The sequence below is a fragment of the Chitinophaga sp. HK235 genome (assembly GCF_018255755.1).
GTDB lineage: Bacteria > Bacteroidota > Bacteroidia > Chitinophagales > Chitinophagaceae > Chitinophaga.
Map to the genome: position 1 here is coordinate 7279955 of NZ_CP073766.1, position 18093 is coordinate 7298047.

At 47.1% G+C, this 18093-nt stretch carries 8 protein-coding genes; 2 read left to right on the plus strand and 6 right to left on the minus strand.

Going from position 1 to position 18093, the window contains the following annotated elements; genetic code table 11:
- Window positions 1–138 precede the first annotated feature (138 nt).
- From KD145_RS28015 to ggt, 6 genes are all read right to left on the minus strand, one after another.
- Window positions 139–4896 carry a translocation/assembly module TamB domain-containing protein gene (locus KD145_RS28015; protein ID WP_212003110.1) on the minus strand — a complete coding sequence of 1586 codons (4758 nt, stop codon included), beginning with the start codon at window positions 4894–4896 and terminating at the stop codon, window positions 139–141.
- A gap of 125 nt (window positions 4897–5021) precedes the next feature.
- The gene (locus KD145_RS28020; protein ID WP_212003111.1) at window positions 5022–5894 is read right to left on the minus strand and encodes a TraB/GumN family protein; all 873 of its coding nucleotides are present in this window, start codon (window positions 5892–5894) and stop codon (window positions 5022–5024) included.
- An 18-nt stretch (window positions 5895–5912) separates the two neighbouring features.
- The gene (locus tag KD145_RS28025; protein ID WP_212003112.1) at window positions 5913–6968 is read right to left on the minus strand and encodes an aminotransferase class I/II-fold pyridoxal phosphate-dependent enzyme; all 1056 of its coding nucleotides are present in this window, start codon (window positions 6966–6968) and stop codon (window positions 5913–5915) included.
- Between the two features lie 6 nt (window positions 6969–6974).
- Window positions 6975–7397: a hypothetical protein gene (locus tag KD145_RS28030; protein ID WP_113614495.1), complete on the minus strand. Its 423-nt coding sequence runs from the start codon at window positions 7395–7397 to the stop codon at window positions 6975–6977.
- 4 nt (window positions 7398–7401) lie between these two features.
- Entirely contained in the window at window positions 7402–7923 is a 522-nt protein-coding gene (locus tag KD145_RS28035; RefSeq protein ID WP_212003113.1) for a DUF1572 family protein, read from the minus strand.
- Between the two features lie 31 nt (window positions 7924–7954).
- The gene (gene ggt, locus KD145_RS28040; protein ID WP_249219596.1) at window positions 7955–9661 is read right to left on the minus strand and encodes a gamma-glutamyltransferase; all 1707 of its coding nucleotides are present in this window, start codon (window positions 9659–9661) and stop codon (window positions 7955–7957) included.
- 67 nt (window positions 9662–9728) lie between these two features.
- Here ggt and KD145_RS28045 point away from each other — a divergent pair, with 67 nt between their 5' ends.
- Together KD145_RS28045 and KD145_RS28050 are read left to right on the plus strand one after the other, a co-directional pair.
- Window positions 9729–12260 carry a M14 family metallopeptidase gene (locus KD145_RS28045; protein ID WP_212003114.1) on the plus strand — a complete coding sequence of 844 codons (2532 nt, stop codon included), beginning with the start codon at window positions 9729–9731 and terminating at the stop codon, window positions 12258–12260.
- A 590-nt stretch (window positions 12261–12850) separates the two neighbouring features.
- Window positions 12851–18082 carry a hypothetical protein gene (locus tag KD145_RS28050; protein WP_212003115.1) on the plus strand — a complete coding sequence of 1744 codons (5232 nt, stop codon included), beginning with the start codon at window positions 12851–12853 and terminating at the stop codon, window positions 18080–18082.
- Window positions 18083–18093: the final 11 nt, after the last annotated feature.

The window sequence follows — 18093 nt, forward strand, 5'->3', positions numbered from 1 at the left end:
GCTGGTAAAAAAGGCCGTAGATTCTGCCTTTCTTCAAAAGAAAGTTAAAAATAACATTGTCTCAAGCTTCATCAATAGATTGAATGCCCTGAAATAAGCCAAAAACAATATTAGCCCAGGGCTTCAGCCCTGGGATTTTTATTTGATTTCAGTGGAGTCTTCTTTGGGTTTGGTAGCAGCTGCTTTACGGAGTGAGTCCAGCAGCGGCGTACGAGGGCGGCGATGACGTAAAAGCTCGCTGAACCGGTTGAACTCCCGCACGTAAGAGATACCTACACCGGATTTCGTACGGTTGTTGAGGTTATATACATCATAGTCCGATTTGCTGAAAGCGTTGATACGGAAACGGCCATCCGGTGTCAGCAGGTATTCTATCCGGAAGTCACCTGCGAAGCGGTTTGCATTGGCAGAAGTGGATGATTTACCCCAGTCATAGTCGCCGCCGGCATAAAGACGGAAACGGTTGTTGAACAGCGTACTGGTAATACCGGCACTCACCTGGTTACGGTCTACGGAAGCGTTATCAGTGGCGCCACCGGGCCCCCCCACATTGTAGGCGCGGTAGTTGACGTTCACACCAATACCACTGCCTTTCAGCAGGGCTCCGGTAATATTGTTGAGGATGGCGGAAGCCTGTGCGGAAAGAGCCTGTCCAACACTGTTTTTACCGGTGATGCCAACGTTAGCCGCCGCATTGGTAGTGGCATCATCGGGCAGGAACTGGTTAAACAGCAACAGGCCATATACCTGCAACAGCGCCTTGTTCTGGTCGTTGTTGATCTCCTTGAGTTTGGCGGCCACACCACTTTCATAGGAGAGGCTGCCTACTTCCGGCAGTTCGACGGTATAAGAGATGTCTGGCTTCATCAACGCGCCGCGGAGATTGATCAATACGTCCACCTTTTCAGTACGGGTGGCCAGCTTATCGTTGGAAACCACGGTGGCGGCCTGTCCCAGCAGGTTGTAAAGACTAACCTTCGGCAGGGAATATTTGGCGGTGATATTTACCTTGGCTTCCTGCGGATCACCATTCCAGGTGATGGAACTGTTCTTCTCTATGTCAAACTTCCAGCTGGTAAGCCTTTGGAAGGTGAAGTTATAAGACCCGTTGTTGATCTCATAGTTACCGAACATACTGAAATCTCCTTCGGTATTGGCAATGATCTGGAGGTTGCCGGTCCCGTTGGCGGAAATGATATCGCCGGTGGTGGCATCCAGGATCACATCTATCTGGGCATCCGGATTGGCCGCGATATCCAGTTTCACGGTGAGTTTAGTATTGTCTTTTTTCCTTTTGTTTTCCTTTATCTCCGTTCCGTAAGTCTTGAAAGTGATATAATCATATTTACCAATGTCTTTACTGTCGGACATCGGGAGATAAAAATGTGTGCCTTTTACTGGTCTGGCCAGGATATGCATCTGCATATCATTGATGGGGCCGGAGAAATATACTTTGCCATCAGCCAGCACATCCCCGTAAAAAAGGTCATTGTCAGCCGATGTGGTGCTGAGGAACAGGAAGTTCCTGCCGGTAACATCGAAGTCGAAGTTCAGCTTGTCAAAATGATCATGACTGATATAGCCGCTGGCGGTGCCTTTGGTGTTATACTTGTCGATAATGGTGAAGTTACCAAACTCAATCAGGTTATCATCTATATTGACGTTTAGCTTGGGTATCCGGTAGCGGGTACCCAGGTAATCAACTGTTACAGCCACCGTATCCAGTTTCAGATTTCCTTTTACTGATGGCAGATCGGTGGTGCCGGATATATTGACTTTACCGGTAACAGCGCCGGTCAGGTCTGAAACATAACCCGCCAGGTATTTGCTGACGAGGTTGATGGACATACTGTTCAGGTTGACGAAGGCATCGATTTCCTTGTTGCTTTTAGATAAACCTACTTTACCCTGGGCCAGGAAGTTTTTGCCTTCATTATCTGATTTCACCAGGAAAGTAGCGAGGCCGGTCCTGTGCAGGTAGGTGCCGTCTACATTCACCACACCGATGGAATCATTGTCAATACGCAGTTCCCGGGTACGCAGGGCTGCGCTGACGTCTAGGTCCTGTGTGGGATCGGTGATATGAATGGTGCCGTCGGTAATACCTTCTATACGGGTAGTGATCAGCTGTGACGGGATCACATCGGCCAGGTTCAGGTTTTTGAGCGTAACGATAAATCTGGATTCATCCGGATTAAATTCGTTGGTCTCTACGGTAATACTCTGGTCGTTGCGTGTAATACGGAGGTTCTTAACGGTAAGAAAGTCTTTACTCCAGTATATTTCGTTGCCGGGAGTCACATTCCATTGTCGTTCATTGACGGTGAAGGCGCTGTTGAGGAAACTGATTTTCACGCCCTGTTGTACCGTGACTACCCGGGCATAAAAGCCGTCGAGAGAGGAGGTGTCCTGCGCCTGCAGGTCTACTTTGATAAAGGAGGTATCATGTCCGGAGCTGGCCAGTATCAGCGGGTTTTGCAGCATCACATTGGTGCCGGACAATACCTTTCCAATGCTGGTGCTGATATTCACTTTGTTGAAATTACCATCACCTTTTACCTGAAGGTCCTGTATATGATAGTGCAGATAGGAGGCTTCAGGTACATTGATATTGAGGGCCAGATTCCCACCATTCATGGTATTGAGGGCACCTTGTACGGTGGAGTTATCGAAGCCGGAGAACTTGTTGGTAAAGCCTTTCAGAAGTTTATCCACCTCCCCGAACTGAAAAGAGAAGCTGAAGTCTTCCTGGATTGCCGGATTAAGGGGAGGCAGGAAGTAGCTGGGATAATATTTATAGAGCAACAACTGGAAGGCGTCGGGAAGCTCCATCAGTTTGTAGGAGCCTTTTACATATCCGCTTACCTCACTACCTTCGAGGCTGAGCACCTTCATATTATCCTGCATATGGGTGGCTATGGTAAGGGAGTCGAATTCCAGGCGTTTACCGTCTTTGAATACAGATACTTCGTGCATGCGGGCGGTGCCATCGAAGTTGTCGATGTTGCTGCCGGCGAAGTTCAGGTCCAGTTTGGCCTGCAGGGTGATGGTGTCTTCTGTGAGATGAAGTGCTTTCAGATCACCTTTACGGATATCGGAATGGAAATGGAATAAGGGCAATGCTTCATTAAAGTCGATGGTCCCGGCGAAGTCCATGTCCAGATTAGGATCGTTGGCGGTAAGTGAACCGTTGAAGAATTTGCGGCTCATCTCACCATTGGTTTTGATATTCCTATAGGTGTAGCCAAAGAGGCTGATGGCCTGTACATCTGCGTCTACGCTGGCTTTCAGTGTTTTGAAGTTAAAGCCGGCCCCGTTTACTTTGGCATTCAGGGAGATGGTAGACAGGTTATCGTTATTAATGAGGGAACCGATATTGAAATTGGTAGCGGTGAGGCTACCGGAATATACGGGCACATCGCGGCTGGTTTTGAAGTTCAGGTCGGAGCTGAGCTGGCCAAGATTGGTCTGGAACTGTCCATAGGCCACGAAGTCGTTGATAAAGCCGGTATAGCTGCCCTGGAAGCGGATGGAGCTCAAGCGGTCCATCCGGATGGTATTCACTTCTTTTACGATGGGCATGATCAGCATTACATCAGCGCCGGTGGTCACCAGTTCATCGGTATGAAAATCGATAAAGGTTTCGTAGATATCAGGAAGGCCGCGCATTTCCAGACTACCTTTGAGGCGTGTGGTGGCACCGGCTTCCAGCTCTATCTCAGAGGCTTTCAGATTGCTGACAGGGCCTCTTGCCTTTCCGGTAAGTGTAATTTCTTTTTTCCAGGAAGATAAGGGAGGCGCAAAAAAAGCGATATCGTCGGAAGACAGTTTACAGTTTTTAAAGCGGGCCTGCATATACACATCATCGATATAGTTATTCATATCGTTGATGTCTGAATACTGCATCGTATAGTAGTCGCCGATATGGCTACGGTTTGTTTGCAGGTCCAGCCGGGAGAACTCCATTTCCACGGGCGACATTTTGAAACGGCTGGTGAGTTTTTTGACTTCAAATCCGCAACGTTCTTTGGTGCTGAGGGTGAGGTCGCCGATAATACTGTCTTTTACCAGGCTGGTATTGGTGAGGGAGAGGTTGATCTCTCCGAAGCGGATATGGTTGGGTGCAAAATATCCTTCCTCTACTTTAGCGGTATCATCGGGGAGGTCTACGCCCAGCAGGCCGTTTTTGATATGGAGTTCTTTGATCAGCAGTTTCCAGTTGGCGTTATTCCAGCGCAGCTCGTGGGAGGTGGTGGTATCGGCTGGGGCTGCGGTATGTGGCCGTTTGTGCCGGAGCGGGGAGGAGGAATAGTTGCTCACAACAAAGGAGGGTTGGTCCAGCAGCAGCTCCTGTATATCGATATTATGTTTCTGAAGGTCGAGGTTTTTAGCATCGAGGAAGATGCGTTTGGCGTAGCCGCGCATATCTTCTCCCACCCAGGCATCAATCTGATTAAGACGAATATTTCGGAGATCAATTTTTTTAAGGTCGAGGGAAATGCCCTGGGAAGTTTTTTTGGGAGGAGGTGGAGTGGTAGGGCCGGAGAGCGCATCTACCAGGAACTGATAGTTCCAGACAGAGTCGTTGCGTGGCCGCAGCAGGTTGACCTGCGCATCTTCGAGTCCAATAAACTTGAGTACTGGTTTGTCCTGAAAAAAGAACCAGTCGGTGATGCGCACTTGTAATTTACCCGCGTACAGGAGAGTGTCTTTGTGCTGATCTTCGATGAGTGCTCCTTCCAGCTGCAGGCTGTTGAACAGCCGCAGCGTGACGCGGTTTATCTCGACACGTGTTTTGAGCTGATGGGACAACCGGTCGGTAACCTCATGTACAAGCATATTCTGTACAGCAGGGATATTCACCAGTACTCCCACCAAAACGATCAGGCCTAACAAACACAAAAATATAATAGTTAGTATTTTCCGAACTTTTTTCAGGCGGCAACGTTTATCCGGCAAAAATAATAACTATTTAGGGATTTCCTGATTTCTCGTTTTGCAGGAGATGAAATCCCTGTATATTAATTGACAGCTTCTACTTTATACCCCTGCTTGCGAAGCAATGATATCAACCCTTTGTTCCCCGCGAGATGGGCGGCGCCTACTGCTACAAAGAGGGAACCTTTTTTCATCAGCTGTTCTATCCGTGGCACCCAGGCCGCATTACGCTGAAAAAGCATCAGGTTCTGGTAGTCTTTCAGGTCCGGAGACTGTATCACCAGTTGGTAAAGTTTGTCGAGGTCCTGTTGTTTCCAGATGTTCGTTAGTTCATGTGCTTCTTTATCGTTTGCTTTGATATCTCTGAGAATATGCATGATCATGGCTGCTTCCGCGGTATCAGGGATACTGTCGAACAATGCCATCTGAGATTCCACTGTTTCGAGCGTAGCGATAGGCTTTTTCTGGTTTATGGCCATAGCCGCCAGTACCCGGTCCGGGGAGGCAATATCCTCGTCGTTGCAGGGAATTTGTTTGGCCAGCAGCAGGGTGGTGAGCATAAAAGGTTTGGCTTTGTCCAGGCTGGCCAGATTGAACTGCAGGGAATCCAGGAAATAGCGGTTCAGCGTTGCATAGTCAGTGGAGTCAAACAGTTGCCGAAGGGAATAATTAGCATCTGTATGCATGATCAATGCCCTCATGTTATCATGATCGTCGTTGTTCATCAGGTCTATCTCCATACACATGGACTGGGCATTCTGCAAAGCGGTGGTTACGGCGGGTGCAAATGACAGTTCGTTTTTACAGATCATGTGCACGGTGCCAAAAAGATAAGAGGGGGTAGTAAGTCCTTTGCCGGATACTTTCCAGAGTAATGATTTGCCTTGGGCATTACCGCTTATCTGGAATATAAATACCAGAAGCAGGGGGCTAATTGTTCGGATGATACGTAACATGTGGTAACCATTTTTATGTTAATAACCATATTCTTTCAGGAATTGGTAAAGGGTTATGATATCCTGCTGGGTATGCAGGGCGGATATGATTGCCCTGTTGACCGGTCTGCTATGAGGGAACGGGTAAGGGAAACTGGAAATGATAACATCTCTCTCGGCCAGATAGTTTAGTAAAGGTGGTTGGTCTTCTGGCTGAGGCAGTATGAACATAGGCAGCCCGTGTGGATTGTGGATGGTTGTATTAGCAGAGAGATGAAGGAAAAAAGCGATATTCTGTTCCAGGAGATGGCGTTGTTGTTGTATGAGCGGCGCTGTCTGCAGCCAGGTGTGGGCGCTGGCGGGCATCATGGAGGTACTGCCGGTAAAGAAACCGGTTCTTTTTAAAGCAGCGATGTCAGCGGCACTGCCGGCAATAACGCCACCTTCAATACTGTAGGCTTTGGCAAGAGAGGCAGTGATGAGATATTGGACATGGTCGGTGCCAGGGAGGAAATGAATGCTGCCCTGCCCTCTGGGGCCGAGGATGCCGATCCCATGGGAATCGTCTATCAGCACCAGCACTTTACGCTGCAGCTGCTGCAGCCAGTCGAACCGGTACCGTTCACCGGTGATCGGATTCAGTGCATCGGTCACGATCACATATTGATGGTCATGCTGACTGTTGACGGTAGCGATGGTATGTTGTTCCCATTCTTCGCGGTTCATAGGAGGCAGCTGCGGAGTGCCGTACCACAGGGCTGGATGAGCACCGGGTGCATAACATAGCTGTCCGCGGGTGGCTGCATAGTGTATGGCTGCCTGTGCGGCCATATAGCCGGAAGATAACACAACAGCGGCCTGTTGTTCCAGGTGAGTGCACAGGGCATGTTCCATTTCCTCGAAGAGCGAGAGGCGTACATTGCCAACTCTGGAGGAAGGGAAGAGTGTACCATAACGGCTGATACCTTCGGTGAGGGCTGTTTTGAAAACAGGGTGCTGATGTAATCCAAGGTAAGAGAAGCCCGAGAAGAACAGGCAACTGCGGTTGTCAACAGTGACGGTCCTTCCCGGTGTAGTATCGGTATGTATTAGCATAGGTAGTTATTCTTTTCGGGTGCATAGTATAAAGTGGTAATCACCTGACAGCACTTTCATATCAAAGTGGCTTTCGTCCAGTTTTTCCACGGTGACGAGGTTTTCCGCGGTACGGGAGCCATTGGAGGCGGTTACGGAAATAACCTTGCCGTTGCTGAGCAGGAAATACTTACCGGAATCCGGCTTGCCTGCGATGGTGGCCACAAAAACATTGTTGTCCAGGAACTGGTAATACACATCGCTATAGTAGCCATCTTTCAGGTCTTTGGCCTGGATGATCTGTGTATTGTTGTACGGGTCGCCTTTTGGTACTTTCACATCATACACCCGCCATTTCTTGTGTATCAGCAGTTCATTGGTCCTGCCGGTATTGCAGGCAAACAATATACTTGTCAGCACAATAACGGTAAGGATAGTACGTAGTTTCATATATTTACTTATTCCCGAATTTTTGCTTGTTGAATGCGTCTGACTGCCCTTTGGGGATAGACAGGCTTTGCCAGTTTTCTCCCAGGATCATTTTACCGAGGAATACCATTTGACCAACATGGTAGGCAACATGTGCCAGCTGCCTGTTTACAGCATCCAGCACTGTATGGGGCTCTGCCCGGATATATATTGTTTTGCCCAGGTCTTCTTCTTTTAACCCGTCAACCGCCTTCAGCAGGCAATCCCAGCCTTCTTTCCAGCGTTGGAGCACCGCTTCGGTGGATGCCTGGTCATCTTCAAATTCCTGGTCGCGGTCGCGGCCGGGTTTCTCTCCGTCGGTAGTCAGGAAGTCAGTCCAGCGTGAGAGCATATTGCCACGCAGGTGTTTTACGAGGAGGGCTACGCTGTTGGGCTCTCCCTGTGGTTGCCAATGTAGCTGTGTGTTATCCAGCCGTTCGATGGTTTTGGTTCCCATGTCATAATAAGTGCGGAACCGTTGTTGTATGCTGTCGAGATAGAGTGACATGTATTTAAATTTTTGATAGGGGACTTGATGATTAATATCCTGCTGCGCTGTCATCGCCGCGTTTATCGCCGGCGGCGTCGAGTCTGCGGGTGCCCGGATTTCTTTTAATGATTTCGCTCCGGCCTATAGGACTCCGTTTCACTACTTTATAACCCATGTTCTGAAGGGCGGTGATGGTACTGTCGGGAAAATCATTTTCCACCTTCACTTCATCGGGTAGCCATTGGTGGTGGAACTTGGGCATATTAACGGCATCAGCCGGAGAAAGGCCAAATTCCAGCGTATTCATGAGTGTCTGGAATACGGAGGTGATAATGGTGGAGCCGCCGGGTGTGCCGAGGGCATACAGCGCTTGTTTCTGCTGCAGTACGATGGTCGGGGTCATGCTGCTGAGCATGCGTTTGCCGGGAGCGATGGCATTGGCTTCTGTGCCTACCAGGCCGTACATATTGGGTACGCCGGGTTTTACACTGAAGTCGTCCATTTCATTGTTGAGGAGGAAGCCGGCTTTACCGACTACGGTCCTGCTGCCGTAATGCCCGTTGAGTGTGGTGGTGACAGCTACCGCATTACCTTCGGCATCGATGATGCTGAGGTGGGTGGTCTCTTCGCTTTCGGGGAATACGCCGGCCTGAGTGGTAGTGCTGTTACCGGCTTTCATGGGTATGAAGTCCTGCATCCGGGAGGCCAGGTATTTTTTATTGGTAAGTCTGGCCACCGGTACCTTTACGAAGTCGGGATCACCCAGGTACTGTGCCCGGTCGGCATAAGCTCTTCTTTCTACTTCTATCATCAGTTGTACTGCCTGAGGGGAGTGAAAGCCCCATTTGGCCACGGGATAGTTTTCTATCATGCCCATCATTTGCTGAAGGCAGACGCCACCGCTGGAGGGGAGGGGCATGGTAAGTATCGTATAGCCTTTATAGTTAAAAGATAGCGCCTGCCGCTCGCGGGCCTTATAGTTTTTAAGGTCGGCGAGGGTCATGATGCCATGGCCCCGCTGCATCTCGGCTACGATATTGGTGGCTGTTTCCCCTTCATAGAAGCCGGCGGCGCCATTTTTTCGTATAAGCATGAGCGTGTGGGCCAGGTCTTTCTGAATAAGGGTGTCACCTGCTTTCCAGGGCAGGTCTTTTACAAAGGCGGTAGGGGCGGTATTAAGCCGCTGAAAATCTGCTTTGCTGGCATTGAGGTTGACCGCTTCGCTGGCGCTGATGACGAAACCCTGGCCCGCCAGGCGGATGGCCGGGTCTATCAGTTTGGAAAACGGCAGTCTGGCATATTTCATGGCTGCAAAGAGGCCAGCTACGGTTCCGGGCACACCGGCGGCCAGGTGGCCATCGAGGCTCAGCTGAGTAATGGCATTGCCTGCACTGTCGAGATACATATCGCGGCTGGCTTTGGCAGGAGCTGTCTCCCGGTAGTCGAGCGCTATCTGTTTGCCGTTGGTCAGGTGGGCCACCATAAAACCGCCGCCACCCAGGTTGCCCGCACCGGGGTACACTACCGCCAATGCCAGCTGTGTGGCGATGGCCGCATCTACGGCATTACCGCCCTGCTGCAGTATCATTGCACCTACCTGGCTGGCCAGGGGATGGGCAGATACCACCGCACCATGCGGTACTGTAATATTCTTCTCTATCTGATAGTCATAAGGCCGGAGCTGGTTTACCGGTGACTGTGCACAGGCCGCCATGACACTGCCCACAGCCATGCCCAGCAGGATCATCAATCGCATGGTACTTGGTGTTTGCGTGTAAATTAAGAAAACAATCCCTATCTTACGTAGTAAACTATTAGTTGCTATGCGCCAACACTTACTTCTGGCATTGTTACTGCTTGGCTTTTTCTCTGTCAGCGCCCAGATACCTACCCCCGAACAGTTTCTTGGTTATCCGCTGGGGACACAGTTTACCCCGCATTACCGCGTACTGGATTATTTCAGGCAGGTAGCTGCAACCGCAAAAAATGTGAAGATAGAGCAGTACGGGACTACCTATGAAGGAAGACCACTGATCACCGCTACCGTCGCTTCCCTGGCCAATTTCAGCCGACTCGATGAAATACGTCAGCACAGCCTGGACATGTCTTACGCCAAAGGCAATGCTGGCAGCGACCAGCCCGTGATCGTGTGGCTGAGCTATAATGTACATGGTAATGAAGCCGTGTCTACAGAAGCAGCCATGAAAACACTCTATGAACTGGTTAATAACGGCAACGCACAAACGCAGCAGTGGCTCAAAAATACCGTCGTGATCATCGATCCTTGCCTGAACCCCGACGGACGTGAACGGTATGTTAACTTCTACAACACCGTACGCAGCCTGCAACCGGACGTTAACCGCTACTCCCGCGAACATAATGAACCCTGGCCGGGAGGAAGACCCAATCACTATTACTTCGATCTTAACCGTGACTGGGCCTGGCAAACACAACGTGAATCACAGCAACGGGTAGCAAAATACAATCAATGGATGCCACAGCTGCATGTCGATTTTCACGAACAGGAAATTGAAGCGCCTTATTACTTCGCGCCGGCAGCAGAACCTTTCCACGATGCCATCACTCCCTGGCAGCGGGAAGTACAGGTGATGATCGGAAAAAACAATGCAAAATATTTTGACCAGGAAGGCTGGTTGTATTTTACCAAAGAACGTTTCGACCTCTTTTATCCCAGCTATGGTGACACCTATCCCATGTATAATGGTGCCATCGGTATGACCTATGAACAAGGCGGCAGCGGCAGAGCCGGTGTGGCAGTAGTTAAACGGGATGGCGACACGCTTACCCTTACCGATCGTATCGCACATCATTTCACCACAGGAATGTCTACCATTGAAGTCGCCTCTCAACAGGCCGACCGGATTCTGAAAGAGTATGTGAAATATTTTGAAACCGCTAAAAAAGATCCGCAGGGTGGTTACAAGTCTTATGTGATCAAAGCTTCCGGCAATCCTGAAAAACTGAACCTGCTGGCAGATCTGTTACGTAAAAACAATATCGCCTTTGGTTTTGGCGCTAACATCACCTCCGGCACAGGGTTTAACTATTTCACCGGTAAAACCGAAGTTTTCCCCATCACAAAGGAAGACCTGGTGATCAATGCTTATCAGCCGCGCTCCAATATGTTGAGAGTACTTTTTGAACCTACCTCTCATCTGTCTGATTCCGTTACTTATGATATCACGGCATGGGCGTTGCCATACGCCTATGGTCTTACTTCCTATGCGGTGAAACAACCGCTTACACCTGCAGCAGACGCGCCTGTAACACCGCAAAACGCTCCGCTGGCAGCCCAACACCCTTATGCTTATCTGGCTCAGTGGAATAGTGTTCGTGATGTAAAATTCCTGGCTACTCTGCTTAAGCAAGGCCTGAAAGTACGTTTCGCAGAAACGCCCTTTATGTCCGGTGGCAAAACTTTCCCTGCCGGCACTCTCGTTATTACCCGTACCGGCAATAATAACGGTGGTCCGCTGTTCGACAGCTTTGTAACGACACAGGCAGACAAATACAAGATCACGCTCGATGCCGTAGCTACCGGCTTCGTAGACAAAGGCATGGATTTCGGCTCCGATAAAATCAGGTATATCAAACCTCCGAGGGTAATGCTGGTAACCGGCGACAATATTTCTTCCCTGGGAGCAGGAGAGATATGGCATTTCTTTGAACAACAATTGAACTATCCTATAACGGTAGTGAATGAACGAAATCTGAGTGCTGTCAGCTGGGACCAGGTGGATGTACTCATTCTCCCGGACGGCGAATACAAAATGTTTGCAGACAAACCTGCTGCCGAACGCCTGAAAGATTGGATCAGTAAAGGAGGAAAGCTGATCGCTATAGAAAGCGCTGTAGCGCAGATCGCGGAAGCTGAGTGGGGCATCAAACAAAAGAAAGAGAAGGGAGAAGAGGAAAAGGACAAAAACAAAATACCATCAGAATACACTTATGATGTGCTGAAACCATATGCTAACCGCGAAAGGGAAAGTGTGAAACAGTTTATTCCGGGTGCTATTTATAAAGTGCAACTGGATACTACCCATCCGCTGGCCTTTGGTTATACCAATACTTATTATACGTTGAAACAGGACAACTATTTGTATGAGTTCATGGACAACAACGGCTGGAATGTTGGCGTGTTAAAGAAAGACAACTATCTCAGTGGTTTTGTGGGAACAGATACCCGCAGCCGCCTGAAAGATGGTCTGCTCTTCGGTGTGAAGGAAATCGGTAACGGCTCTCTCGTTATCCTGGCTGATAATCTGCTGTTCCGCAGCTTCTGGGAAAACGGTAAGCTGATGTTTAGTAATGCGGTGTTTCTTGTCAACCAGTAACAACGACTGATTGATTTGATGGTACTACTGCTCATGATAAATTAAGAGATGAGAGTACTGGAGGTATTTTAAGTGGCGTAAAAATAAAACGGTCGCCAATTGCAATGATCCGTTGACCTCCAGGCCTCTGTATTTAACCCTCCATTGAAATTTTCCATTGAATCCGTGCTTTTGTTTGCAGTTTAAGTAATTAATTCAAATAGTCTTGTTTATTAAGTTTGAAAATATATAACGTATATTTGGCTGCATTTTTTGTTTAGACTTTTAAAAACCTATACTTACGATCCCTGATAGACAACTGTAGCCTGGTGTCAGTTATTGGATATATCCTATTTGAATAATTGTTTTCCCAGACGTTTGTTGAGATACCCGTGTTCGACTGTATTGCAATTTTTACATGAAGCTACCTGATAAGTTGATAATACCTGATACAAAAATTTGTATCAGCCTTTACTATTGGAAGACGATAAATAACTGCACGTTGAGAAGTGAACCTCTTTGAAAATTATAATTCTCAGGTTATTCGTTGAAGGTCCTGCGATCAAAAGAACTGAAAAAACAATACTTAATTAATATTATCTCAGATCCCTATGCTATTTAGAAGCAAATTAAGGAAAGTACTGGCCTTATTTTTCCTCTCCCTACTAGTATTTCAGATAGGATACCCTGTGGCAGCTTATGCGTTGACATCCGGTCCTACTGTACCGGAAGCTACCAGTTTTGAACCGGTGGATACATCTGATATGGTCAATCTCCAATCGGGTGATTTTAGCTATAACATGCCATTACTGGAAGTTCCGGGACCAGAAGGAGGTTATCCTTTATCATTATCTTACCATGCAGGTATACAAGCGGGCGAAGATGCCAGTTGGACGGGGTTAGGCTGGACGCTTAATCCAGGTGCCATCGCTCGTAACGTGAATGGATATGCGGATGATTGGTTTTCTGAAACTTCACTGAGAAGGGATTATTGGGCTGGTGGTCAGACATCTACCTATACCGTGGGGGTTAGTGTTGGTATTGCGAATACACCCGCTACTGTTGGTTTCTCTCTGGCATTTTCACAGGATACCTACCAGGGTTTTAGTGGTGCGGCATCAGTAAGTGTGGGCATGTCACAAGGCCCGGTAAGTGTTGGTATAAGTGCCGGTGTTGGTGCGGATGGAGAATTCTATGCTTCGCCCTCTGCAGGCGTTACTGCCGGAACCAGTGTATTGGGTATTTCCATGGGAACCGGAAGTAACGGTTTAGGTGCTAATATTGGTCCGATAAGCGGTTTTATCAGCAACGATAAAGCTGGCGATATTTCTACGGAAACAAAAGGATTTGGTATTGATATTCCTGTTTACGCTAATATAAACCTCCGTTTGGGATACAATTATACACGCTATTGGTCCGATGAATCAGTGAGCATTCCGGTCCACGGGAGCTTAAATATGCCAGGGTGGAATATGATCACGCAGGCACATGCATTTGATACTTATTCGCTTCTTAATTATGATCCCGTTTTTCCTGATAGTACCAATATCCTGGAGAATAGTGATCCGGATGTCTTGCAGGGAGGTACTTATCCGGACTTTGATAACTACCAGGTTACTGCACAGGGGTTGGGAGGAGTTATGCGTCCATATATGTTCCAGGGATATGTTGCGCGACAGAACCGTTCAACCAATTCCAATAATAAAACAATTATGTACGTATGCCCAGGACAGGGTGATGCTGGTCTTATGTTGGGAAATATTCCCCAGTTTAGATTCGACAATGATTTTTCCAATTCATACCGGCAGAAATTTCCGGATGTGGACATTGTAAACGTATGGGGTAATAAGTTACCTGCGCCCTTTGACCCTAATCCTACCTATGGACTCGGAGATGGTAATTATGGATATAATCCCACCACCACTGAGTTGGCTGGCTCACGTAGTATCAGAACAATAGATTGCGCTACATTATTTGGTACTTCAACGGATAAAAAAGGATTTATTTATCCCTCAGGATCCAAAGGATTAGAAAGTATTCCGGTAACTGGTAACCTTAGTAAGTCTATCGGCGGCTTTGCTATTACCAATACATCCGGTGTCACTTATCATTATACGCTTCCTGCCTATTCTTCCAACGAAAGTATTTATTCAGAAAGAATTGATGCCTCTAAGGGAGATGGTATGAGTAAGAGTTTCAACAGGCAGGTAAAGCCTGGCAAATATGCCTATACCTGGTACCTGACAGGAGTAACAGGCCCCGACTATGTAGACAGAAATAATAATAATGAACTGGATGAAGGTGACTGGGGATATTGGGTAAAGTTTGAATATGGGAAGTGGGCAGATGCCTACTACTGGAGGAACCCGGAAATAGGATTTACACCAGATATTGATAACAAGTTCCAGAATGCTTCAAAAGGCCAGAAGGAAATTTATTACCTGAACGCCGTTAAAACCAGGTCGCATACAGCTTTATTTGTAAAAAACATCAGAAGGGATGCGAGAGGAGCAGCCAGTTCCATTATGCCTACTTCCGGAGAAACAGAAAATTCAGGGGCATTTGATAACAGTTCCGGCTATACGATGAAACTCGATAGGATTTTATTGTTCGGCAATGCAGATCTGCCATCATATAGTATGAATACAGGTTCATTGGCTGCCGGACATTATTCCGAAAATGTGATGGATGTCAATGATGCAGCTAATGCCGGACTGGATAGTAAAGCTTTAAGAATAATCAACTTTAACTATGATTACAGCCTTTGTCCTAAAACACTCAATAGTTTTGATACCGATCCTTCCCAGAAAGACGGAAAGCTTACCCTGAAACAGGTAATACTGAAAGGCCGGGGAGGCAGTTGTATGCTTCCTGCTACGGACTTTACATATGAAACAGAAGATACTAACCCTGGTAAGATAACTTCGCTTACTCCTCCGGCCAGCGGTACTTTCAGCGATAAAATTACTGCTGTCAGTACTAGCGGTACGCCTTATAAACCTGGCGATATTTTGATGATAGGCGATCGTGTTTATTTTGGTGTTATCACTAAAGCGCTGGGTAATAATGTATATATTATCCGTTATTTCCCTGGTTATGTGCCTGTATTACAGCCGCTGGGACAGTTCGATTGCACCCTCACTAAAAATCCACCTTTCTTAAGAGGGGCAAGGGATATATGGGGCATGTATAAATCGGATTATGATGCAGACAAGGCCCGGTCCAACCCCAATCTGGGTGGTATGGTGAATACGGCTTCAGCACGGGGACAGGATGCATGGTCATTACGCGGTATTAACACACCCATGGGTGCTAAGATTAAAGTGGAATATGAACCGGACGTTTATAGTACGGCCGTGTTAAACCAAATGGGATCTTTCCTGATGAGCGACTTTTCTTATGACCCTAACGGTAAATTATTATGGTTTACAGTGGGTACAGGTGATGACGCCACTTTGCTGAGTGAAATATATGGTGTGGGCTCAAAAATAAAAGCTTTGCTACTGCAACCGGCAGACTATATCCGTGAGCCCGGATGGCCCCGTGAATCCAATTTTCCTATAATCACAGTTTCGGATGCCGCTAATTTACCGGACCAGACAGATTTTATAGTAAAGAATATTGATGATGCCAACAGAAAAATGGCAGTATCACTCCATTCACTGAATATCATGAATCGTTTCTTTGGTCCTGCTTCACCTGGCGGCTTTGTTGGCTGGTGGGTAAAAGGACCCGTCACAGGCAATCTGTTTTATTCGAACAATTTTAATCATTATGGCGGCGGCTTGCGTGTAAAGACTTTATCAGTGTCTTCTGCAGAAAGAACAAATGTCACCAGCTACAACTACAGCAGACCTGAGAACCCCGGGCTGAGCTCTGGTGTAACTTCATACGAACCTACTGTCTTTGACGTTGAAAATCTTTCCAGTTTCCCGGAATTGGACAGGGATAAAGGACATTTAATATACAAGAAATTGTTGTATAAGGACATCAACTACCTGTTGACCATTGCCAGGGAAGTACCCCCTCCTGCAGTCACCTATAAAAATGTCAAGGTAACCAATAAAGTGATTTCTGCTGATGGCACAGAAAGAGGTATTAGTGGTAGTACAGGTTATGAGTTTGAAGTCTTTAATCAGAATATGATTTCAAGGGATAAAGTTGGAAATGGTACAGTAACTGCCTATTATCATAACCAGCCTTCCGGTACTGTTAATATAGCCAATAATATTTCCATCAAGACATTAAAGGGCGCTGTGGGTAACCTGAGAAGAACGATCACTTATGATGACAAAGGCAACAAGCTGACTGAAACAAAATCAAAATACCTGCATGATTCTTATATAGGCAGTTCAACATTTCTCGATTCTTATTTCCTGGGCGGACTGCGCGCAGTCTCTTACCAGGGTGTGACCACAGAGCGTCAGGTAGAGGAAAAATACGTATACGATCCACCGTCCAATATCAATAAAGTAATGGTGACGATGGCCGCGAAAGAAAATTACCCCGTAGTAAAAGTAGGAGAATCGGTCTTCAATTATAAAACTGGTAAGATGACAACTTACACCAATGCAAAGTTTGATTTCTATAGCGGTGAGCCAACGCAGATAATGACAGAGGATTCGTATGGAAATACGTTCCTGACTGAATCAACACCTGCCTATCGGCTGTATCCGCAAATGGGACTTAAAACCAATGATCGGGCTAATAAAAACATGTTATCCCAGATTGGAGGTAGTGTCACCTATAAGTTAAAAGACTACCAGAAAACAGCTGTGATCAGTGCAATAGCACAGGTATGGAGTAACACCACGCCTGTTTTCAACCCTGATAACAGTGGTAATACGCTTGTACAGAACAATGCCACTAACGGAAACGTCTGGCGGTTACAAACCAAGTATGTATGGAGGCCGGAAGGCTCACTCACCGGAGGCATCATGCCATTGGACCAGTTTATCAATTTCAACTGGACTAATCCACAGGCTGCTGTTGCAGATTGGAAAAAGATGAATGAAACTACTTTGTTCAGTATTAATTCACATCCGTTGGAGTCTGTTAATTCCGAAGATCTGTACTCTGCCTCTAAGTATGGGTACAATGATAGTCGACTGGTAATAGCAGGAAACAATGCTGATTATACACAGGTTACATTTACCGGTGCGGAAGATGATCTTGTAGGTGGAGCCTTTTCTACTGGTGTGAGACCTGGAGCCGGAACTATTTTAAAGAATGCCGGATTCCCAAATGCTTCTGCACATACAGGGTATAACAGTCTGTCAACACCTGCTGGCGGAGAAGGATTCAACTATTCACTCGCCACAAAAGCTTCTCATGGAAGCAGAGCATATATTGCCAGTGTATGGGTGAAAAGCAGCGATGGGAATATCCCGAATGCTAATCTTTATTACCAGATAAACGGTAATGCACGTGTGACTGCTAACGTAATTGCAACACGTAAGGCAGGAGATTGGTACCAACTGAATATCCTGACACCATCAGTGACTGCAACAGGAGCTACCATTAAATTCGGATGTCTTAACAACAGCGGCGTAAATGTTTATTTTGATGACTTCCGCATACAGCCACAATCATCTGTTACATCTGCTTTTGTATATGATAAAACAACTGGGGAGCTTACTTATCTGCTGGATGCTAATAATTTATTCACCAGGTATGAGTACGATGGAGGCGGAAAATTAATCCGTACCTACAAGGAAAACTTCAGTAACGGAGTTATTAAAGTGATAGAGTACGAATATAATTATGGTAAAGGATGTGTAGCAACAGCTGTTAAATCATTACCTAAAATTGATTTTTACAGCAGCAACCTGGGGCTTATTTAGACCCCAGGTCA